Annotated in this window: 19 protein-coding genes; 2 read left to right on the forward strand and 17 right to left on the reverse strand. The window is 73.0% G+C overall.

Annotated features, from left to right (window positions below; genetic code table 11):
* Positions 1–6: 6 nt before the first annotated feature.
* The 16 genes from ACPZVR_RS21815 to ACPZVR_RS21890 form a co-directional block, all read right to left on the reverse strand.
* Complete coding sequence (locus ACPZVR_RS21815) at positions 7–756, reverse strand: SDR family NAD(P)-dependent oxidoreductase (RefSeq protein ID WP_436701793.1); 750 nt, start codon at positions 754–756, stop codon at positions 7–9.
* A 1-nt stretch (position 757) separates the two neighbouring features.
* Positions 758–2,365, reverse strand: a complete 1,608-nt coding sequence (locus ACPZVR_RS21820) for a GMC family oxidoreductase (protein ID WP_436701794.1) — start codon at positions 2,363–2,365, stop codon at positions 758–760.
* Entirely contained in the window at positions 2,362–3,381 is a 1,020-nt protein-coding gene (locus tag ACPZVR_RS21825) for a glycerate kinase (protein ID WP_436701795.1), read from the reverse strand. The genes ACPZVR_RS21820 and ACPZVR_RS21825 overlap by 4 nt, the downstream gene beginning before the upstream one ends.
* Complete coding sequence (locus ACPZVR_RS21830; RefSeq protein WP_436701833.1) at positions 3,378–4,199, reverse strand: sugar phosphate isomerase/epimerase family protein; 822 nt, start codon at positions 4,197–4,199, stop codon at positions 3,378–3,380. The genes ACPZVR_RS21825 and ACPZVR_RS21830 overlap by 4 nt, the downstream gene beginning before the upstream one ends.
* Complete coding sequence (locus ACPZVR_RS21835; protein WP_436701796.1) at positions 4,199–5,398, reverse strand: dihydrodipicolinate synthase family protein; 1,200 nt, start codon at positions 5,396–5,398, stop codon at positions 4,199–4,201. Before ACPZVR_RS21835 ends, ACPZVR_RS21830 begins: the two co-directional genes overlap by 1 nt.
* Positions 5,395–7,014 carry an acyl CoA:acetate/3-ketoacid CoA transferase gene (locus ACPZVR_RS21840; RefSeq protein WP_436701797.1) on the reverse strand — a complete coding sequence of 540 codons (1,620 nt, stop codon included), beginning with the start codon at positions 7,012–7,014 and terminating at the stop codon, positions 5,395–5,397. The genes ACPZVR_RS21835 and ACPZVR_RS21840 overlap by 4 nt, the downstream gene beginning before the upstream one ends.
* Positions 7,015–7,051: 37 nt before the next feature.
* Positions 7,052–7,810, reverse strand: a complete 759-nt coding sequence (locus ACPZVR_RS21845; protein WP_436701798.1) for an SDR family NAD(P)-dependent oxidoreductase — start codon at positions 7,808–7,810, stop codon at positions 7,052–7,054.
* On the reverse strand, positions 7,807–9,330 hold the full coding sequence (locus tag ACPZVR_RS21850; protein ID WP_436701799.1) for an aldehyde dehydrogenase family protein: 1,524 nt from the start codon (positions 9,328–9,330) through the stop codon (positions 7,807–7,809). Before ACPZVR_RS21850 ends, ACPZVR_RS21845 begins: the two co-directional genes overlap by 4 nt.
* Positions 9,327–10,127, reverse strand: a complete 801-nt coding sequence (locus tag ACPZVR_RS21855) for an enoyl-CoA hydratase/isomerase family protein (protein ID WP_436701800.1) — start codon at positions 10,125–10,127, stop codon at positions 9,327–9,329. The genes ACPZVR_RS21850 and ACPZVR_RS21855 overlap by 4 nt, the downstream gene beginning before the upstream one ends.
* A gap of 47 nt (positions 10,128–10,174) precedes the next feature.
* Positions 10,175–11,179 (reverse strand): ABC transporter permease, encoded by a 1,005-nt coding sequence (locus ACPZVR_RS21860; protein ID WP_436701801.1) that lies wholly within the window; start codon positions 11,177–11,179, stop codon positions 10,175–10,177.
* A 55-nt stretch (positions 11,180–11,234) separates the two neighbouring features.
* A complete protein-coding gene (locus ACPZVR_RS21865; protein WP_436701802.1) occupies positions 11,235–12,722 on the reverse strand; it encodes a sugar ABC transporter ATP-binding protein in 1,488 nt (495 codons plus the stop codon).
* 66 nt (positions 12,723–12,788) lie between these two features.
* Positions 12,789–13,862 carry a sugar ABC transporter substrate-binding protein gene (locus ACPZVR_RS21870; protein ID WP_436701803.1) on the reverse strand — a complete coding sequence of 358 codons (1,074 nt, stop codon included), beginning with the start codon at positions 13,860–13,862 and terminating at the stop codon, positions 12,789–12,791.
* Between the two features lie 80 nt (positions 13,863–13,942).
* On the reverse strand, positions 13,943–15,037 hold the full coding sequence (locus ACPZVR_RS21875; protein WP_436701804.1) for a LacI family DNA-binding transcriptional regulator: 1,095 nt from the start codon (positions 15,035–15,037) through the stop codon (positions 13,943–13,945).
* 77 nt (positions 15,038–15,114) lie between these two features.
* Positions 15,115–15,981 (reverse strand): alpha/beta fold hydrolase, encoded by an 867-nt coding sequence (locus ACPZVR_RS21880; RefSeq protein ID WP_436701805.1) that lies wholly within the window; start codon positions 15,979–15,981, stop codon positions 15,115–15,117.
* Between the two features lie 52 nt (positions 15,982–16,033).
* Positions 16,034–16,693 (reverse strand): response regulator, encoded by a 660-nt coding sequence (locus ACPZVR_RS21885; RefSeq protein ID WP_436701806.1) that lies wholly within the window; start codon positions 16,691–16,693, stop codon positions 16,034–16,036.
* A 37-nt stretch (positions 16,694–16,730) separates the two neighbouring features.
* A complete protein-coding gene (locus ACPZVR_RS21890; RefSeq protein WP_436701807.1) occupies positions 16,731–17,873 on the reverse strand; it encodes a sensor histidine kinase in 1,143 nt (380 codons plus the stop codon).
* A 133-nt stretch (positions 17,874–18,006) separates the two neighbouring features.
* Here ACPZVR_RS21890 and ACPZVR_RS21895 point away from each other — a divergent pair, with 133 nt between their 5' ends.
* Both ACPZVR_RS21895 and ACPZVR_RS21900 read left to right on the forward strand, forming a co-directional pair.
* Positions 18,007–18,924 carry an ABC transporter ATP-binding protein gene (locus ACPZVR_RS21895; protein ID WP_436701808.1) on the forward strand — a complete coding sequence of 306 codons (918 nt, stop codon included), beginning with the start codon at positions 18,007–18,009 and terminating at the stop codon, positions 18,922–18,924.
* Entirely contained in the window at positions 18,921–19,748 is an 828-nt protein-coding gene (locus ACPZVR_RS21900) for an ABC transporter permease subunit (protein WP_436701809.1), read from the forward strand. The genes ACPZVR_RS21895 and ACPZVR_RS21900 overlap by 4 nt, the downstream gene beginning before the upstream one ends.
* Here the strand turns inward: ACPZVR_RS21900 and ACPZVR_RS21905 are convergent.
* Positions 19,741–20,157: a hypothetical protein gene (locus tag ACPZVR_RS21905; RefSeq protein ID WP_436701810.1), complete on the reverse strand. Its 417-nt coding sequence runs from the start codon at positions 20,155–20,157 to the stop codon at positions 19,741–19,743. The two genes, ACPZVR_RS21900 and ACPZVR_RS21905, sit on opposite strands and share 8 nt — an antisense overlap.
* Between the last annotated feature and the right edge of the window lie 149 nt (positions 20,158–20,306).

Here is a 20,306-nt window from a genome sequence, read left to right on the forward strand (position 1 = left end):
GAGGCGTCAGGTGGCGCGGACGGTGAGACCGCCGTCGGCGACGAGGGTGTGCCCGGTGACGAAGGCTGCCGCGTCGCTGGCGAGGAAGAGCAGGACCCGGGCGATCTCGTCGGCATCCGCCGCCCGGCCGAGCAGACTCCGGCCGACCTCGGCCCGCACCTCGTCGGTCCAGGTCTCGGCCATGTCGGTGAGCACGAAGCCGGGCGCGACGGCATTGACCGTCACCTGGGGCGCCAGCTCCTTGGCGAGGGACACCGTCAGGTTCTCCAGCGCCGCCTTGGCCGCCGAGTACGCCGCCACCGCAGGCGCGGCGAGCGCATGACGCCCCCGGATGGACGACACGAGTACGACCCGTCCCTGCCCGCGTGCGACCATCGAGGGCGCGACGGCCCGCACCACGTTGAGCGGCGCGAGCACGTTGGCGCGGTACTGCTCGGTCCACGTGTCGGGCTCGCCGCTCAGTACCGGAGTGGACGCGACCGCGCCCAGTGTGCACACCAGCGCATCGACGCTCACCCCCGCGTCAGCGAGACCGCCGACGCCGTGCGCGGTGGCGGCGGGATCGCCCGCGTCGAAGGCGACCCGGCGGCAGCCGAGCTCGTCGGCGAGCGCCCGCAACCCCGGACCGTCCCGCCGTCCGTGGACGACCACCTCCGCTCCCGCGGCGGCGGCCCGGCGCGCGGTGGCCGCGCCGATGCCGCGGGAGGATCCGGCGATCAGCAGCGTGCGGCCGGACCAGTCCGTCCCTGCCGGCATCTCAGCCGGCCCGGGCCGCCGCGAGCACCAGGGCCGCGCCCTTCTCGCCGATCATCATCGACGGCGCCTGGGTGTTGCCGCTGATGATCGTCGGCATGATCGAGGAGTCGATCACCCGCAGCCCCTCCAGGCCGTGGACGCGCAGCTGGGGGTCGACGACCGCGAGCTCGTCGATGCCCATCTTGCAGCTGCCCACCGGGTGGTAGTCGGTCTTGCCCCACCTGCGGATGTAGTCGCGGATCTGCTCGTCGGACTGCACCGAGGGACCCGGCAGCTGCTCGGCCTCCAGGAGGTCACGGAAGGCGGGTGCGTCGAACACCTTGCGCATCAGCTTGAAGCCCTCCACCGCGACGTCCATGTCCTCGGGGACCTCCATGTAGTTGGGGTCCACCACCGGCGGGACCGAGGGATCCTTGGAGCGCAGGGTGACGGCGCCACTGGAGATCGGGCGCACGTTGCAGGCGAGCAGGGTGACCCCGTGCCCCGGGATGCGCTCGGCGCTGCGGGCCCCGTCCTTCCACACGACGTACGCCGGCAGGAAGTGCAGCTGGATGTCGGGCGAGCGGACGCCGGGCGCGCTGCTCACGAACGCGCCGGCCTCGGTGATGGTCGCCGTCGCCGGCCCGGTGCGGTAGAGCCCGTACTCGAGGGCGTGCAGCAGTGCCCGATGCCAACGGTCCTCGCCGCTGTAGGTGACCGGCTGGGCGGCCTTGCGGGTGATGTAGACCTCCAACTGGTCGCGGAGGTTCTTGCCCACGCCCGGCAGGTCGTGGACGACGTCGATCCCGAGCGCGGCGAGCTCGTCGCCGGGGCCGATACCGGAGTGGAGCAGCAGGCGCGGCGAGTTGATCGCGCCGGCACTGACGATGACCTCCCGGTCGGCCCGCACCCGCTGGGTGCGGCCCTTGACGACGTACTCCAAGCCGGTGGCCCGGCCCTGGGTGACCAGGATCCGGCGGGCCTCGGCTCCGGTGACGACGGTGAGGTTGGGCCGGTCGAGGACCGGGTGCAAGAAGGCGGTCGAGGCGCTCTCGCGGCGGGCCGCGCGCTGGGTCACCTGGTGGAAGAAGACGCCCTCCTGGCTCGCGCCGTTCGGGTCGTCGGTGCGCGGGATCCCGACCTCCTGCGCCGCCCGGAGGAACGCCTGCGACATCGGGTTGTGCTGGACCTGGTCGGCGACGTTCAGCTCGCCCCGGGTGCCGTGGTACTCGTCGGCGAGGCGCTCGTTGCGCTCGTGGACGGTGAAGTAGGGCAGGACCTCCTCGTACGACCAGCCGGCACAGCCGAGGTCGGCCCACTCGTCGTAGTCGAGCCGGTTGCCCCGCACGTAGAGCATGGCGTTGACCGAGGTGCTGCCGCCGAGCACCTTGCCCTGGGGGAGGAACATCGACCGCTCGTCGAGGTGCTTCTGCGGGGCGGTGTCGTAGATCCAGTTGGCGGAGGTCCCCATCAGCTTCGCGAAGCCCGCGGGGATCTTCACCAGCGGGTGCCGGTCTCGCGCCCCGGCCTCGAGCAGCAGGACCGAGCTCCGCGGGTCGGCGCTGAGCCGGTTGGCGAGCACGCAGCCGGCCGCGCCGGCGCCGACGATGACGTAGGTGTAGCTGTTCACGGGGTGGTCACTTCCTTGGTTGCGGTACCGGTGGGGCAGATCTCGCGGGTGGCACGACGGGCCGCGGCCCGGAGGGCGGCCGGATCCCCGGCCTCCGTGACGCCGCTCAGGCCGAGGCGCGCGATCACCTCGGGGGAGACGTCGCTGCGGCCGACGACGGCATGGACGGGCACTCCGGCCTCCTGGGCCCAGCGCGTGAGACCGGCGACGGCCTTGCCCTCGGCGGTCTGCGCGTCGAGGCGACCCTCTCCGGTGAGCACCAGGTGGGCACGCTCCAGGCGGGCGACGACGCCGTGCGCGTGCAGGACGGCGTCGATCCCGGACACCAGCTCCGCGTCGTGGACCGCCCACAGCGCGCCGGCCAGGCCACCTGCGGCACCGGTGCGCGGCACGCCACGCGGGTCGCGGGGAAGGGAGCGAGCGGTCTCGTGGAGCCGGTCGGTGAGTCGTACGACGGTGGCCGGGTCCGCGCCCTTCTGCGGTCCGAAGACGCGGGCGGCGTCTTCATAGGGCGTCGCGACGTCGCACAGCACCCGCAGCCGGGCGCCGCGCAGACCGCCGGCGGCCGCGATCGCGGACAGGGCACCGCGTCCGCCGTCGCTGCAGCCCGAGCCGCCGACACCGAGCAGGACCCGCCGCACGCCCGCGGCCGCGACCGCCGCGAGAAGCTCGCCGGTGCCGGCGCTCGTCGCGGCGAACGCATCGACCGTGGCGGGGTCGATCAGGTGCAGACCGCTGGCGGTGGCGGTCTCGACGACGGCTGTCCCGCCGTCCTCGGTGAGCAGGTAGTGGGCGGGTACGCGGCGCCCGTCCGGTGCGGTCGCGTCGACCTCGACCAGATGGCCTCCGAGAGCGGCGCGCAGCGCGGCGAGGGTGCCCTCGCCGCCGTCGGCGACCGGGCACACGTCCGGCACGCCCCCGGCGTCGCGGACGCCGTCGGCCAGGGCCGCGGCCACGGTCGGGGCGTCCATCGTGCCCTTGAAGGAGTCCGGTGCGACCAGCACCCGCGCGCTCATGCCGCCGCCCCCGGGGCGGTCAGCCTGGCCATCCGGTCGCGGACGTCCTCGACGAGCTCGCGCACGGGCCGGTCCCAGACGGCGCGGTTGAGCACCTCGACCTCGACCGGCCCGTCATAGCCGAGGGCGTGGACGCGGGACAGCAGCCCCGCGAGATCGATGACGCCGTCGCCCGGCAGCCCCCGACCGGCGAGGAGGTCGGTGGTCGGCGCCAGCCAGTCGGCGACATGCAGGGCGACGACGTACGGCGCCGCTACGGCCAGGCTCTCGTCGAGTTCGGGGTCCCACCACACGTGGTAGGTGTCGATCGCGATGCCGAGCCGCGGGTGGTCGATGGCGCGGACCAGTCGCGTCGCCTGGCCGAGCGTCACGATGGCCGAGCGCTCCGCGGCCAGCATCGGGTGGAAGGGCTCGACGGCGAGCATGACGTCGTGCTCGTCGGCCAGCGGGAGCAGCCGCTCGATCCCGCGGCGGATCCGCGCCTCGGCGTCGGCGGGACCGGCCGATGTCACCGGACCGCAGACCAGGGTGAGCACCGGCGCCCCCAGGGCGGCCGCCTCCCGGACGGCCGCGTCGTTGTCGGCGTCGGCTTCCGTGTCCGGCCGAGTGCCGGTGAAGAAGCCGCCGCGGCACAGGCCGATCGCGCTCACCCCGTGGTCGTCGAGGGCCCGGCGGGTCAGCCGGACGTCGCCCGCGACGTACTGATGGCGCCACAGCGCGACCCGGTCGATCCCGCCGGCGGCGCACGCCGCGAGGAACTCGACGGTGGGCGTGGTCGGCGCCGTCGCCTGGTTGAGCGCGAGCGGCAGCGGCTCCATCACGCCTCGACCCCGGCGACGCGGAGGAAGGCGCGCATCCGCTCGGTCGCCAGCTCGGGGTCGCCCAGCGCGCCCGCTCGGTCGGCGAGGACCAGCACCCGGGCGAGGTGGGGGACCGAGCGCTGCGTCTCGGCGCCCGCCACCATCCGGAAGTGGTCCTGGTGACCGTTGAGCCAGGCCAGGAACACCACCCCCGTCTTGTAGGCCGAGGTCGGGGCCGCGAAGAGGTGGCGCGCCAGTGGGACGGTCGGCTCGAGGATCTCCGCGAACCCGGCGGAGTCCCCCGCGTCGAGCCGGGCGAGCGCCGCCCGGGCCGGAGCCGCGATCGCGTCGAAGACGCCGAGGAGGGCATGGCTGTGGTCGGTGCCGTGGGCCCCGTCGCCGACGATGAGGGGCACGTAGTTGAAGTCGTCACCGGTGTGCATGAGCACACCCGGAGGCAGCCTGCGCCGCAGCTCGACCTCGCGTCGCTCGTCGAGCAGCGAGATCTTGACTCCCTCGATCCTGGCCGCGTGCCGGGCGGTCAGCTCGAGGAAGGTCTCGGCCGCGACGTCCAGGTCGGTGCTGCCCCAGTAGCCGCGCAGCTGCGGGTCGAACGCCTCGCCCAGCCAGTGCAGGAAGACCGGGCCGTCGGCCTGACGGAGCACCTCGTCGTAGACGCCGAGATAGTCGTCGGCGGAGCGGGCGGTCGCGGCGAGGTGCCGGCTGGCCATGAGCACGGGCACGGCGCCGCTCTCCCGGATCCACGCCACCTGCTCGAGGTACGCCGTGACCAGGTCGGCGGCGGACCAGAGGCGGGTGGGGTCGAGCTGGTCGGTGAGCGCGCCACAGACCAGCCGGCCACCGACGGCCCGGGCCTCGGTGCCCGAGCGCCGGATGAGGCCACGGGCCAGCTCCCAGCCGAGTCCACCGCCGCGCTGCGCGGTGTCCATGGCGTCGGCGACGCCGAGGCCCAGGCCCCACAGGTGGTGGCGGAACGCGAGGGTGGCGTCCCAGTCGATCTCCCGCTCGGTGCCACGGTCCCGGATCTCCGCGAGCGGGTCGGCGACCACGTGGCCGGCTGCGAAGACCGAGCGGGTCGCCGGCGGGGCGGCGTACGTGGCGTCGAAGAGGGCCGGACGCTCGCCGAGCCGGTAGGTCTGCAGTGTGCCGGCCGCGTCGGGCAGCCTCAGCGTGGAGGACGCGATGAGCGCGCTCATGCCCTGTCTCCCTCGACCACCGCGCTCCGCCAGGCGGCCCCCAGCGGAGCGTCGGTGAACAGGGCGGCGTCCATCTCACGCAGGTCGGGCGCGACCTCCACCGGTCCCGGGAGCTGGTCGAGGACGTCGGCCCGGACGTCGATGCCGGGCGCGACCTCGGTGAGGACGAGCCCGTTCTCACCGAGGCGGAACACCGCTCGCTCGGTGACGTAGAGGACCCGCTGGCCCCGGACCCGCGCCTGCTCGGCGCTGAAGGTCACCTGCTCGACCTCGTCGACGAACTTCCCATGCCGGCCCTCGGCGCGCAGGTCCAGGCGGCCGTCGCCGGGGACCGCGTCGAGGCCGCCGGCGTTGAAGGTGCCGCAGAAGACCACGGTGGCGGCGTTCTGGGAGATGTTGACGAAGCCCCCGGTGCCGACGACCCGCTTGTTGAACTTGGAGACGTTGACGTTGCCCGCACGGTCGACCTGAGCGAAGCCGAGGAAGGTGATGTCGAGCCCGCCGCCGTCGTAGAAGTCGAACTGGTAGGGCTGGTCGAGCACCGCGGCGGGATTGGTCGAGACCCCGAAGATGACGCCGCGGGCGGGCACGCCGCCGACCAGACCCTGCTCCACGGTGAGCGTGAAGTGGTCCGACCAGCCCTCCTCGGCCGCCACCGACGCGACGCCGTCGGCGATGCCGACCCCGAGGTTGACCACGTCGCCGTCACGGATCTCCGCCAGTGCGCGCCGGGCCACCACCTTGCGCTGGTCGAGGGCGAACGGCTCCAGATGGCTGAGCGCCTGCTTGAGCTGCCCGGAGAACGCCGGGTTGAAGTCGTGGGTGACGGTCTGCCGCTGCTCGGGATGGACCACCACGACGTCGACGCAGATCCCGGGGACCTCGACCGAGCGCGGCGGCAGCGAGCCGCCCTCGGCGACGTGCTTGACCTGTGCGATCACCAGCCCGCCGGTGTTGCGGGTGGCCTGGGCGATCGAGAGCATCTCGAGGTTCGCGGCCTCCTGCTCCAAGGAGATGTTGCCCTGCTCGTCGGCCACGGTGCCGCGGATCAGGCACACGTCCAGCTCGATGCGGGGATAGAACAGCCACTCGCGGCCGCCGAGCTCGACGACCTGGACGAGCTCCTCGGTGGTGACGTCGTTGAGCCGGCCCCCCTCGAGGCGCGGGTCGCAGAACGTGCCGAGACCCACGTGCGTCAGCAGGCCCGGTCGCCCACCCGCGATCTCACGGAACAGCTGGCTCATCACCCCCTGCGGGAAGTTGTAGGCCTCGAACTGGTTCTCGATGACCATCTGGCTCATCCGGGGCGCCATCCCCCAGTTGCCGGCGATGATCCGGCGGGCCAGACCCGGCTGCGCCAGGTGGTCCATGCCTCCGCCCTCGCGGTCGCCGATCCCGGTCGTGTGGACCAGCGTCAGGTCGCGAGGCTCGCCCGTCTCGGCGTACCTCCTGCCGAGGGTGGCCAGGAGCAGGTCCGGCTCGACCAGCCCGCCTCCCGAGCCGCCGATCGCGACCGTGTCGCCGGGGCGGATCATCGCGATCGCGTCGTCGGCGGACAAGAAGAGCGGTCCGCCGCGCACCCGGCGCGAGGGACGAGGGGTCGTGGTGGGGCTCATCGGGGGTCCTTCGGACGGAGGTGGGGTCGGGGGACGGTCATGCCATGACCCCGCCGCCGTTGACGTTGAGGGTCTGGCCGTGGATGTACGACGCCGCGTCGCTGGCGAGGAAGACGACGGCGGGGGCGACCTCCGCCGCGGTGCCCATCCGGCCGGCGACCAGGCCGGCCGTGCGGGCCCGCGTGAGCTCCTCGTCGAAGGTGACGGCGGTCATCGGGGTGGTGATCGGGCCGGGCGCGACGGCGTTGACGCGCACCGTCGGCCCGAGCTCACGGGCCATCGCGCGGGTCAGGCCGAGAACGCCGGCCTTCGCGGCGCAGTAGCTGCTGAAGTCCTCGGCACCCTTGTGCGCGAGCTGGGAGGAGACGTTCACGACGGCGCCCGAACCGCGCACGAGCATGCCGCCGACGACATGACGGGAGACGATGAAGACCCCGTCGAGGTCGATGGACAGCGTGCGCCGCCACTCCTCGAGCGACATCTCGGTGATCCGGCCGGGTGCCATGAAGCCGGCGTTGTTGACGAGCACGTCGATCGGACCGAGTGCCGCCTCGGTCGCGGCCACGAAGTCGGCAGCCTGCTGCCAGTCACTGACATCGCCCTCCACGACCACGGTCCGGGTGCCGTGCGCGGACAGCTCGTCGGCGAGGGCGGCCGCCTCCTCGTGCTGGCCGAGGTGGTGGATCGCGACCCCCGCCCCGGCCGCCGCGAGCGCCCGGCACATCTCCTGGCCGAGCCCGCCGGCTCCGCCGGTCACCAGCACGGTGCGGCCGGCGAGCACGCCCGCGCCGCTCATCGGCCGTACCAGGCCGGGCGCGTGCCCCGGCGGATCTGGACCGTCTTGTTCTCGGTGAAGAACTCCATGCCCTCGCGGCCGAACTCCGCGCCGTATCCGCTGTCGCGGCGGCCGCCGAGCGGCACCTCGGGGTAGGCGTCGGTCGATCCGTTGACCCACACCGTGCCGGTGTTGAGCGCGAAGGTCAGGTCGAGGGCCTCCTCGACGTCACGGGTCCACACCGACGCCGCGAGGCCGAACTGCTGCTCATTGGCGCGGCGGATGACCTCGCCGAGGTCGGCGTACCGCTGCACGGTCGTGACCGGACCGAAGAACTCCTCCCGCACCGCGTGGTTGGTGTCGGACTCGGTCGCGAGCACGGTCGGCGCGAGGTACGGCGCCGCGGTGGTGCCGGCGACCTGCGCGGCCACGCCGCCGGCGACCAGCGTCGCGCCTTCGGCCGTCGCCGTGCCGACCGAGGCGAGCACACCGTCGAAGTGCTGCCGCGAGATGAGCGGTCCCATCTCGGTCGCCTCGTCACCGGGGTCGCCGAGCCGGATCCGTGCGGCCCGCTCGCCCAGGCGCCGGGTCAGTTCGTCGGCGATCGCGGCGTCGGCGAGGATCCGGGACCCGGCGACGCAGACCTGGCCCTGGTTGAAGAAGGACGCGAAGAGGAGTCCCTCCACGGCCTCGTCGAGGTCCGCGTTGCGGGTCACGATGACGGGGGTCTTGCCGCCCGCCTCGAGCGCGACGCGCTTGAGGCGGTTGCTGCCCGCGCCGGCCGCGATGTGGCGGCCGGTGGTCGTCGAGCCGGTGAAGCTGATGACGTCGGTGTCCGGATGGCTGACCAGACTGGCGCCGGCCGCGCCCTCGGCGACGACGACCGACAGCGCGCCCGGTTCGAGGCCGGCCGTGTAGAGGAGGTCGGCCACGGCGAGCGCGGTCAGGGGCGTGAGCGGGCTCGGCTTCATGACGACCGTGCAGCCCGCGGCGAGCGCGGGAGGCAGCTTCTGGCCGAGAATGCCGAGCGGGAAGTTGAACGGCACGATCAGGCCGGCCACGCCCGCAGGCTCGCGCAGGGTGAAGGCGAAGACGTCCTCGCCCACATCGCGCAGCGTGCGGCCGTTGATGTCGCGCGCCAGGCCGGAGAAGTACTCGAACGCGTTGACGGTCGAGGCCACCTCGCCCCGCGCCTCGCGGATCGGCTTGCCGGTCTCGGCGAGCAGCAGCCACGCCAGCTCCTCGGCGCGCTCCTCGATCAGCCGGGCCGCCCGGGCCAGGACGGTGGCGCGGTCGCGACCCGTCGTCCGTCCCCAGGCTCCCTGGAACGCGGAGCGCGCCGCCGCCACCGCGCTCCCGACCGGTGCATCGGTGGCGTCGCCGCCCACGAAGAGCGGGGCCCCGGTGGCGGGGCTGACCCGCGGAGCCGTCGCGGTCTCGGCGCCCACGCCACGGCCGTGGACGAGCGATCCGATCAGGGGGACGCCGTCACGCTCACCGAGGAGCGCGGCGCCGAGCAGGGACAGGTCGGGGGTGGTCACGATGCGGTTCCTTCGCTGGTGGAGGAGGCGGCCCGCGCCGCCGTGGCCTTCTTGGCGGCTGCCTTGCGGTCGAGGAAGTCCTGCTTGCGGTCCCGGGAGGAGTCCAGGCCGGCGGTGTACGCCGCCAGCGCGTCCTCCTGCGCCAGGTGGCGCTCGAGGCCGGCCAGCGCCCGCTTCGCGAGGGAGACCGCGAGGGGCTCGGCCTGCGTCAGGCGCTGGACCAGCGCGGCCACGGCCGTGTCGAGGTCGGCCGCCTCGTGCGCGCTGCTGACGATCAGCAGCTCGGCGGCGCGGACGCCGGTGATCAACTCGCCGGACAGCAGCAGGTGTCGCGCCACGCCCAGGCCGGCGACGTCGGCGATGCGCGCCGTACCACCCCACGACGGGAGGTTGCCGAGCCCCAGCTCAGGCAGCCCGAGCCGTGCGTCGCGGGACGCGATCCGCAGGTCGCACGCCATCGCCAGCTCGAGGCCGCCACCGACGGCGATCCCCTCGAGCACCGCCACCGTGGGCACCGGCAGGGCGGCGATGGCATCGAAGGCCGCCGTGCCGGCGCGGGACTGCGCGGCGGCCACGGCGTTGGCCGGGGCGACCCAGTCGGCGATATCGGCCCCGGCGCAGAAGCTCCCTCCTGCGCCGCGCAGGACCACGACCCGCACGTCGTCGCGGGCGGCGAGGACCGCGACCTGCTCGCGCAGGGCGGCGACCATCGCCCGGTCGAGCGCGTTGCGCTTGGCCGGACGGTCGAGGGTGAGGTGGGCGACGCCGTCGGTGTCGACGGTGAGGGTCACCGGCATGGTGGGTGCTACTCCCTTTCTCGAAGATGCGGTCGGAGCGGGCGGGGTCAGGCCCGCCGGCGCCGGGCGAGTTGGTCGACGAGGAGCGCGAGGATGATCGCGGCGCCGACGGCGACCTGCTGGTAGAAGGCCTGCACGTTCAGCGACGTCAAGCCGGCGGTGAGGGTGGCGATGAGGATCGCGCCGAAGGCGGCGCCCGCCATCGAGCCGTGGCCGCCCTCCAGCTTCGTGCCACCCATGACAGTGGCCGCGATGGCGGTGAGCAGCAGGTCGGCGCCCAGGGTCGGGTCGGCGGCACCCAGTCGCGCCGTGAGGATGGCGCCGCAGAGGCCGGCGGCGGCGCCGGCGACGACATAGGCGGTGGCCGTGTGCTTGCCGACGCGGATGCCCGCCAGGCGGGCCACCTCGGAGTTGCCGCCGATGGCGACGAGGTACTCGCCGAACAGCGTGTACTTCAAGACGAGGCCGGACACCACGGTCAGGACGACGAACAGGACGACCGGGATCGGGATGCCGGCGATGCCGCCTGCGAGGGCGTCCTCGAACGCGACCGGGATGCCGTAGACCGCCTGGCCGCCGGCGATGATCAGCGCGAGCCCGGCGTAGACGCTCATGGTGCCGAGCGTGACGATGAACGGCGTGATCTTGGTGACCGTGATCAGCAGGCCGTTGATCAGCCCGCAGCAGGCGCCGATCGCGATAGCGCCGAGGATGGCGACCGGCGCCGCGACCTCCTGGGAGAGCAGGCCCGCACACACCGCCGTGACCGCGACGGTGGAGCCGATCGACAGGTCGATGCCGCCGGTGAGCAGCACGTAGGTCTGGCCCAGGGCGAGGATGCCGACGACGGCCGCCTGGAGCAGGACGTTCATCAGGTTGTTGCCGTCGAGGAAGAACGGCTTGGCGATGCCGAAGCCGATCACCATGGCGAGGATGACGACGATCAGGCCGCCCTGTCGGGCGGCGCGGCCGGCGAGCTCGCGCACGTCGAGGCCGGGCCTCGCCTGCGCCGAACCCGACGGCGCCTCACGGGTGAGGGTGGACTGGGACATGACCTGCTCTCCTGGTGCGTCGGTGACGGCGGTGGGGGTGGTGGCGGGGGTGGGTTCACTCGGCGGCGGCATGGCGGACCACCACCTCCTCGGTGGCTTCGGCGCGGTCGAGCTCGGCGACGATGCGCCCCCGCCTCATGACCAGCACCCGGTCGCTCATCGCGAGCACCTCCGGGAGGTCGGAGCTGATCATCAGCACCGCCTTGCCGGCCTCGGCGAGGCCGCGCATGATGCCGTGGATCTCGCCCTTGGCGCCGACGTCGATCCCTCGGGTGGGCTCGTCGAAGATGAAGATGTCGCTGTCCGTGCGCAGCCACCGCGCCAGCACGACCTTCTGCTGGTTGCCACCCGAGAGCGTGCGCACCGGCTTGTCGACCTGCATCTTGGTGTTGAGCGGTCGCAGCGAGGCGGTGGCGACCGTTCGCTGCCGGCGCCGGTTCAAGAGCCCCGCCCTACCGGGTGGGTCGATGAGAGTGACGTTGGACGCGGTCGTCATGTCGAGGGCGAGACCCTGGTGCTTGCGGTCCTCGGTCAGCAGCGCGATGCCGGCGGCGATCGCATCACCGGGCCGCTTGATGCGGACCCGGCGACCGCTCACGTAGACCTCGCCGGAGGAACGGCGGTCCGCGCCGATCACGGCCCGGGCCAGCTCGGTGCGCCCGGCGCCGACCATGCCCGCCATCCCGACGATCTCGCCGCGGCGCAGGGTCAGTGACACGTCCTCGACCACGCCGGGGACGCTGACGCGCTCCACGCGGAGCAGCTCCTCGCCGGGCTCCGTCTTCCCGGGCGGGACGCCGATGGCGTCGAGGTTGCGTCCGACCATCAGCTGCACCAGGTCGTCCTCGGACCCGAGGTCCGCACGCAGTCGCGTCCCGACCAGCCGGCCGTCGCGCAGCGCCGTGACGCGGTCGGAGAGCTCGAGCACCTCCTTGAGGCGGTGGGAGACGTAGATGACGGCCTTCCCGGAGGCCCGCAGGTCGTCGATCACCTCGAACAGCCGGGCACTCTCGGCGTTGGTGAGCGAGGCGGTCGGCTCGTCCATGATGATGGTCCGCGCATCGGTGCTGATCGCCCGGGCGAGCTCGACGAGCTGCTGTTGCGCCACGCTCAGCCGGGCGACCGGTACGTCGTCGGGTGCGTCGAAGCGAAGCCGCGCGAGCGCGGTCCGCGCCCGGGAGCGAGCCTCCCGCCAGTCGATGACGCCGCCGCGACTGCGCTCCCGGCCGAGGACCAGGTTCTGGATCGCGCTGAGCTGGGGCACCAGGCTGAGCTCCTGGTGCACCATCGCAATGCCGGCCGCCATCGCGTCCGACGGGCGCGCGAAGTCGACGAGCTCGCCGTCCACCCGGATCTCGCCGGAGTCGGGGCGTTGCACTCCGAAGACGGTCTTCAGCAGCGTCGACTTCCCCGCGCCGTTCTCCCCGAGCAGGGTGTGCACCTCGCCGGGGTAGGCGGCGAAGCTGACCCCGGCGAGCGCCCGCACGCCGGGGAAGCTCTTGGTCAGGTCACTCACCTGCAGAGCGGGGACCCGCTCGGTCATGGTGTCTCTCCGTCCTCGATGGTCATCGTCGAGCGGCTCGCGTCACGGACCGGTCACTCGAACAGGTCACTCGAACAGGTCGGTGAGGACCTGGCCGTCGGCGTCGTAGAACGAGTCGACGTTCTCGGCCGTGATCAGCTGGGCGGGCGCCACGACCCACGGTGCGACCTCCTGGCCCTCGAGCAGACGCACGGCGGCCTCGACGGCCCAGTAGCCCTCCCAGTACGGGAGCGGGCTCACGGTGGCGGTCATCGTGCCCTTGCGCACACCGGCGATCGCCTCGGGCACACCGTCGGTGCCGACCACCGCGATCTGCTTCCCGGACGCGGCGACCGCCTTCGCGACGCCGACCGCCATCGTGTCGTTGTTGGCGTAGATGCCCTTGACGTCAGGGTGCTGCTGGATGATCTGCTGAGCCGCCGAGAACGCCTTGTCCGGGTCCCAGTCGCCGGGGACGCTCGCGACGAGCTCGAGATTGCCGGCCTTCTCCACGCCGTCCTTAAAGCCCTTGATCCGCAGGGTCGCGGCACTCGAACCGGCCTGGCCCTCGACCTGGGCGACCTTCGCACCCTGGGGGAACAGCTTGGCGAACTCCTCCGCGGCCTGGATGCCGTTGCTCTCGTGGTTGGGTCCGACGTACGTCGTCGCCGCGATGCGCGCGTCGTCGACGTTGACGATCGGAGCACCCTGGGACTGCATGGTCCGCAGCGCCGGGGTGAGGTTCGACGTGCTCTCCGGCGCGACGACGTAGGCGTCGAAGTCCTGGCCGGTCAGCGTCTGGGCGATGGTGAGCTGCTCGGTCTGCGCGCTCTCGCTCGAGGCCGCCTGGACCGTGACGTCGACGCCGAAGTGCTCGGCGGCCGCCTCCGCGCCCTTCTCGATGCCCTGCCAGTACTGGTTCGTCAGGGCCTTGAGAATCACCGCCACCCGGTACTCCTCACCTACCTCGACTTTGCCCAGGGTGCTGGCCATCGCCTCGCCGTCGAGCTGGTCGACGCCGTCCTGGTCGCTGGTGTAGCTGTAGTCCGAGGCCTTGTCGGACCCGCCGCTGGCGACGTCGGAGGCGGAGCTGCAGGCCGAGACCAGGACGAGCAGGGCGCTCGACGCGAGGACGGGCAGGATGCGCTTGATTCGGGTCATCGTGGGTGATGCCTTTCTGGCGGGGCCGCCACGGTGCGGCGCCTGGTTGGGTGGATCCGAGACAGTAGGAAAGCGTTTTCCTAATGGCCGTCGAGGAACGGCCCGGGCGGGTCGTCACCGTCGCAGCCGCAGGTCGAGCGCGTGACGAGATCAGCAGGGAGGACGGCGGTCTGCGGGCCGGAGGAGGTATGGCCCCCATCCGCCCAACGCGCCTCGATCCGGTCGACCAGCCGGGCCGCGGCGCTCATCCCGACCTCGCGGGCCCGGGAGTCGATGGTGGTGAGCCGGATGCCGGGCAGCCGCCCGACCCAGATGTTGTCGAAGCCGACGATCGCCAGGTCGTCCGGCACCTCGATCCCGCGGCGCGCGCACGCCTCCAGCACCCCGAGCGCCATCCCGTCGCTCCCGACGAAGACCGCGGTCGGCGGCTCGGGCAGGTCGAGGAGACCCTCCACCGCCTCCGCGCCCCGCTCCGGCGTACTGGCCTCGACCTCCACGACCAGCTCGGGGGCGATGTCGAGCTCGAGCGCCGCGCACTCGTCGCGGAAGGACGCGCATCGCAGCGCGAACGGGACGACGTCCTGCGGACCCGCGATGTGCGCGATCCGGGTGTGCCCGTGCGCGGCGAGATGCCGGACCGCCGCCGCCGCGCCGGCGGCGTTGTCGACGACGATCGCGTCGACCATGTCGTTGCTGGCGATGTCACGACTCGCCAACACGACATCGAGGCCGGAGCCGACCAGCTGGGCGACCTCGTCGTCCTGCATGGTCACCGACGCCATGATGATGCCGTCGACCTGGCGCTGCCGCATCGACCGCACCACGTCGGCCTCCTTGGCAGGCGCGTTCTCACTGCTGCCGAAGATCAGCGTGTAGCCCTTCGCGCCCAGGACGCTCTCGGCCCCCGCGATCAGCTCGGGATAGAGCGGGTTGGTGATGCTCGCGACGATGACGCCGATGGTCTGCGTCCGCCGACGCACCAGGCCGCGCGCCAACGCGTTGGGCTGGAAGTCCAGTTCCTCGACCGCGGCCGCGATCCGGGTCCGGGTCGCCGCGGAGATGTAGTAGTCGCCGTCGCCCAGGTACTTCGACACGGTCCCCTTCGAGACGCCGGCCAGGGCGGCCACGTCCTCGATGGTCGTCCGCTTCGGCGGCGACGGAAACCGGTTTCCCATGGCGAGGAGTATGTGTGACGACTCCCACAGGTGTCAAGGGCCCGTCACTCAGCCCGGCGCAGGGCTTCGGGCCGCCGTCAGGCCGGGCTCTCCAACCGGCGCACGAAGGCGAGGACGGACCGTGCGAGGCGCTCGGGCTGGTCGAACGGCAGCCCGTGACCGGCATCGTCGACCTGCTCCAGTCGCAGGAGCGGGTTGAGCTCGCACAGCTCGGTGGCCAGGTCCCGGCTGACGACGGGCTGGTCGCCGATGACGAGCAGGGTCGGTACGTCGAGCGCGCGCACCACCTCGCGGTACGGCGGGTTGGGCGGCCGCAGCACGTCGAAGGCCGCGAGGCTGGTGCTCAGCCGTGCCTCGACCTGCACCTCGACGAGCTCCGGGGGGCGCCGCGACTGCCGGGCGAGGGCGTCGCCCAGGAGCGCCGCGCGCCCCCGGCGGACGGCCTGGCGGTGCTGCTCGGCGACATCGCTCTGGTGGACCTCCCGTTGCCGTTCGGCGCTCAGGAAGGTGGGGTCCACGAGGACGAGGCCGCGGAGCAGCCGACCGAGCCGGGTCGCGGCCACCGCCGCGGTCATGCCGCCCATCGAGTGACCGATGAGCACCGGGCGCGCGAGGCCCAGCTCGCGGACCAGACCGATGACATCGGCGGCGAGGTCGGCGTACCGGTAGCCGGTGTCCGGGGCGCTCGAGCAGCCGTGGCCCCGGGCGTCGGGCAGGACGACGTCCAGCTCCGCCTCGAGCAGGCGCGCCACCGGTGCCCAGCCCGAGCCGCTGCCCATCAGGCCGTGGAGCAGCAGGGCGGGCGGCTTGTCGCCACCGGTCCGGCGGCAGGAGACGGTGAGCCCGTCGACCTCGACCTCGAAGCGGTCCAGGAGAGCATGACCGGGGTCGACCAGGCTCGCCAACGGTCCCGCCGGCGGGGACGCTCCCACGGCGCGCTGCATCTCGTACCTCCGCTCCTGTCGTGACTCGGGGATCGACGTGCCGTCCTCGGGCCTACCGGGGCCCGACCCGGCCGGTGTCGTAGGCCCACATCGCGATCTCGACCCGATTGCGGGCACCGATCTTGGTCAGCAGGCTCGCCACGTGGGTCTTGACGGTCGTCAGGCTGATGAACAGCTCGGCGGCGATCTCGGCGTTCGTGCGGCCGACGGCGACCAGGCTCAGCACCTCCTCCTCGCGCCGGGTGAGGGGCTCGGTCGGCTGGGCACCGCGTCTCGACGGGGACCCCGCGGCGAGCGTGGCGAGGAGCCGCCGGGTGATGTTCGGCGCGATCAGGGCATCGCCCGCCGCGGCGGCGTGGACGGCCTGGACCAGCAGCTCCGGACCGGCGTCCTTCAGGAGGAAGCCGCGGGCGCCGGCGCGCAGCGCGCCGTTGACGTACTCGTCGAGGTCGAAGGTCGTGATCACCACCACCGCCATCGGGTCCGGGACGTCCCGCCCGGCGAGGAGCTCGGTCACCTCGATGCCGTCGAGCCCGGGCATCCGTATGTCGACCAGGCAGACGTCGGGCTGCAGCCGACGCGCCATCTCGACGGCGGCCCGACCGTCGGCGGCCTGGCCCACGACCTCGATGTCGGGCTGGTCGTCGAGGATCATCGCGAGGCCCGTGCGTACCAGGTCCTGGTCGTCGGCCACCAGCACGCGCACCGTCATCGGCGCACCGTCATCGGTCGGCTTCCATCGGCCACCTTCATCGGTTGGCGTCCATCGGCACCTCGGCGTCGACCGCCCACCCGCCCTCGGGCATCGGTCCGGCGCGCAGCGTACCGCCGAGCAGCTCCACGCGCTCGGTCATCCCCAGCAGCCCGAAGCCGTGGGGAGCCGGCCTCCCCGGATCGGTCCGGCCGTCGTCGCTGACGCGGATCCGCAGGCGTCCGGCGCCCTCGGCGACCCTGATCTCCACCCGCGACGCGTGGCGGGCGTGCCGCAGTGCGTTGGTCAGCGCCTCCTGCGCGATCCGGTACCCGGCGGCGTCCACCTGGGGCCCGAGGCCGGCGAGATCACCGGCCAGCTCCACCTCGACGACGGGGGCCGGGTCCCGCCGGGCGAGGGACACCAGGTCGGCGACGCCGCGCTGGGGCGCGTACTCCGCCGGTGACCCGTCGCGCAGCACCCGGACCATCGCCCGCATCTCTGCCAGGGTCCGCGACGCCTCCTCTTCGATCACCTGGAGCGCCTCGAGCGCCGCCTCGGGTCGCCTCCTGGCCATCGTCCGACCGGTCTGCGCCTGCACGGCGATCGCCGAGACGTGGTGGGCGACCGAGTCGTGCAGGTCGCGCGCGAGGCCCACGCGCTCCTGACTGCGGATCTGGTCGAACGCCCGGCGCCGGCTCTCGGCGCGGAAGCGGAACGCCGCTCCGGCCGCCACCGCCGCCGCCAGCACCGCGAGGCCGCCGAAGAGCTCGGCCGGGCCGGTGTAGTCGGTCACGGCGCTGAGGCCTCCCACGACCGCCACCACCACGAGCCCGACCACGATCTGCCGTCCCGACCCCCAGCGGACCAGCGCGTAGACGAGCACCAGGACGTAGCTCATCGTGGCCAGGCCCACCCCGGAGACCCCGGCCAGCTGACCCGCCAGCCCCAGCGCCAGTCCGGTGCCGAGGCCCACCACGGCGCAGACCAACGGGTGGGTACGACGCCACAGCAGCACCGGCGCGAGCGCGACCGCCACGACCGTCGCGACCGGCCGCCAGGTGACGTCCTCGACGAAGGCTCCCTCGAGCAGCGCCGCGACCATCACCGCGCCGACCAGCACCCGGTCGCGCCGCGCCGGTGGCGGCGGGTCGGCGGCGCCGGGCTCGTCCCAGAACGAGCGCAGGGCGGTCGTGATCACCGACCCAGCCTAGGGATCGCCGAGGCGCCGGGGATCGACCGAAAGAACGAGACCCCGCCCCTCCTCCGGGCGGAGGCGGGACCGGCCTCGATGCCGATGTGCCGAGGGGCCGGTCGCGGCGAGGCTTCCGACCATGATCACCGTCGACCACCTGACCAAGAGCTACCGCGGCGTGACCGCGGTGGACGACGTGTCGTTCGCCGCCCGACCGGGCCGCGTGACGGGCTTCCTCGGCCCCAACGGGGCCGGCAAGTCGACGACCATGCGGATCATGGTCGGCCTCAGCCCGGCCACGTCCGGACGCGTGGAGGTCCTCGGTGGCCTGTACGCCGACCTGCCGAACCCGGGCCTCGAGATCGGCGTGCTCCTCGATGCCTCGGCGCAACACGCCGGCCGTACCGGCCGCGAGGTGCTCACCATCGCGGCCCGCACCATGGGGCTGCCGACCAGCCGGGTGCCGGCGATGCTGCACCGGGTCTCGCTGACGGAGAAGGAGGGCGACGTCAGGATCCGCAACTACTCCCTCGGCATGCGGCAGCGGCTCGGCATCGCCACCGCGCTCCTCGGCGACCCCGCCGTCCTGGTCCTCGACGAGCCCGCCAACGGGCTCGACCCGGCCGGCATCCGCTGGATGCGGGACCTGCTGCGGGAGTTCGCCGACCAGGGCGGCACGGTGCTGCTGTCCTCCCACCTCCTGCACGAGATCGAGGTGCTCGCCGACGACCTGGTCGTGATCGGGAACGGCAGGATCGTCGCCGCGGGGACCAAGCAGGAGCTGCTGTCGAGCGCCGGGACCGTCGTCTCGTCCGCGGACAACGGCCGGCTCGCCGGCGCGCTCGCGGACGCGGGCTTCGACGCCTCCTCGTCGGGCGGCGGCGCGCTCCACACCCTCGCCGACGCCGACCACGTCGGCCGGATCGCCCTCGCGGCCGGCATCGCCCTGACCGAGCTGCGCTCCGCGGACAGCGCCGGTCTGGAGGAGATCTTCCTCGAGCTCACCGCGGAGTCCCAGCGCGAGAGCACCGTTCCCGAAGGAGGGGCAGCAGCATGACCACCGCGACCACCCGGACCAACCAGGCCACGCGCTCACCCGCCGCCGCGACGACCGCCCGGCGCGCCGTACCTCCGATCCCGACCCGGCGGATCGTGGCCGTCGAGCTGCGCAAGATGTTCGACACCCGCTCCGGCTTCTGGCTGCTCACGAGCACCGGCGTCCTCTCGGTCGTGGCGATCGCCTCCGCCATCGTCTTCGCCCCCGTGAGCACGCTCGGCTACCAGACCTTCGCCAGCGCCCTCGGCTTCCCGATGACCCTGATCCTCCCCATGATCGCGATCCTCGCGGTCACCAGCGAGTGGAGCCAGCGCAGCGGCCTGACGACCTTCACCCTCGTCCCCAGCCGCGGCAGGGTGATCGGCGCCAAGGCGATCGCGGCCGTCATCGTCGGCATCGTCTCGATGCTGGTGGCGCTCGCGATCGGGGTCGTCGGCAACGTGGTGGGCTCCGCCCTCGCCGGTGTCGAGACGGTGTGGAATGTCGGACCGGCCCACGCCGCCCAGATCATCCTGGGCGACCTGGTCGGGATGGCCATCGGCTTCACGCTCGGCGTGGTGCTGCGCAGCTCCGCGGCCGCCATCGTCGGCTACTTCGTGCTCTCCTTCGTGCTGTCCGGGATCCTCGTGCTGCTGGCCCAGGTGAAGGAGGGGTTCACCGACCTCCAACCCTGGCTCGACTGGAACCACACCCAGGTCGTGCTGTTCGAGGGCGAGACCTCCTCGGTCCAGGAGTGGGTCCAGCTCGGTACCACGACCACGATCTGGATCGTCGTCCCGCTCGCCGTCGGCCTGGTCCTCCTGCGCCGCTCCGAGGTCAGATAGCCGACCGGTGCCGCATCAGCTCCCACGCGACCCCGGCGTCGAACCCGGCACACACCCCGGGGTACCAGTCGGGCAGGCGTGAGTCGGTGCCCTTCTCGTGGAGCACGTCGAACGCTGCGTGCGCCAGCCAGCCGGCAGCCGTCACCCTGCGCCCGTCACCGCCGCGGAGCGCGAGCACGGCGACCCCGGCCATCGCGACGACCCCCGCCACCTCCCTCACCACCGCCGACCTATCCCGCGCCGACGTGCGCGCCGCCGGATAGACGAGCGCGACGGGAACCAGCGCCAGGACGAGCGCCTGCGTGCGGGCACGCGGCAGCGACCTCCCCACCGCCACGGCAGTCAGCCGCCCGGCCGCCACCGCCCCGAGCACGGGGATCACGGGGAGAACGCGTCGCGAGATGCCCACATCGGGACTGTAGGCCCGCCGCCTCACCTGCGCACCCTGGTCGAGCAGTCCGCGTCGTCGTCCGCACGAGCGCGTCGCGCAGGGAACGGTTGCCGGGTGCCGACAGCCGGTGTTGATATGCAGCAGAGATTGACGAGCGTCCCGCGGGA

Origin of the sequence: Nocardioides segetis (assembly GCF_051390595.1) — a bacterium.
GTDB lineage: Bacteria > Actinomycetota > Actinomycetes > Propionibacteriales > Nocardioidaceae > Nocardioides.

Excerpts from the sequence above, each read along its gene's own strand:
- ACPZVR_RS21815 (WP_436701793.1), bottom strand. The coding sequence starts at position 756 with ATGCCGGCAGGGACGGACTGGTCCGGCCGCACGCTGCTGATCGCCGGA.
- ACPZVR_RS21825 (WP_436701795.1), bottom strand. The coding sequence starts at position 3,381 with ATGAGCGCGCGGGTGCTGGTCGCACCGGACTCCTTCAAGGGCACGATG.
- ACPZVR_RS21830 (WP_436701833.1), bottom strand. The coding sequence starts at position 4,199 with ATGGAGCCGCTGCCGCTCGCGCTCAACCAGGCGACGGCGCCGACCACG.
- ACPZVR_RS21835 (WP_436701796.1), bottom strand. The coding sequence starts at position 5,398 with ATGAGCGCGCTCATCGCGTCCTCCACGCTGAGGCTGCCCGACGCGGCC.
- ACPZVR_RS21840 (WP_436701797.1), bottom strand. The coding sequence starts at position 7,014 with ATGAGCCCCACCACGACCCCTCGTCCCTCGCGCCGGGTGCGCGGCGGA.
- ACPZVR_RS21845 (WP_436701798.1), bottom strand. The coding sequence starts at position 7,810 with ATGAGCGGCGCGGGCGTGCTCGCCGGCCGCACCGTGCTGGTGACCGGC.
- ACPZVR_RS21855 (WP_436701800.1), bottom strand. The coding sequence starts at position 10,127 with ATGCCGGTGACCCTCACCGTCGACACCGACGGCGTCGCCCACCTCACC.
- ACPZVR_RS21860 (WP_436701801.1), bottom strand. The coding sequence starts at position 11,179 with ATGTCCCAGTCCACCCTCACCCGTGAGGCGCCGTCGGGTTCGGCGCAG.
- ACPZVR_RS21865 (WP_436701802.1), bottom strand. The coding sequence starts at position 12,722 with ATGACCGAGCGGGTCCCCGCTCTGCAGGTGAGTGACCTGACCAAGAGC.
- ACPZVR_RS21870 (WP_436701803.1), bottom strand. The coding sequence starts at position 13,862 with ATGACCCGAATCAAGCGCATCCTGCCCGTCCTCGCGTCGAGCGCCCTG.
- ACPZVR_RS21875 (WP_436701804.1), bottom strand. The coding sequence starts at position 15,037 with ATGGGAAACCGGTTTCCGTCGCCGCCGAAGCGGACGACCATCGAGGAC.
- ACPZVR_RS21880 (WP_436701805.1), bottom strand. The coding sequence starts at position 15,981 with ATGCAGCGCGCCGTGGGAGCGTCCCCGCCGGCGGGACCGTTGGCGAGC.
- ACPZVR_RS21885 (WP_436701806.1), bottom strand. The coding sequence starts at position 16,693 with ATGACGGTGCGCGTGCTGGTGGCCGACGACCAGGACCTGGTACGCACG.
- ACPZVR_RS21895 (WP_436701808.1), top strand. The coding sequence starts at position 18,007 with ATGATCACCGTCGACCACCTGACCAAGAGCTACCGCGGCGTGACCGCG.
- ACPZVR_RS21900 (WP_436701809.1), top strand. The coding sequence starts at position 18,921 with ATGACCACCGCGACCACCCGGACCAACCAGGCCACGCGCTCACCCGCC.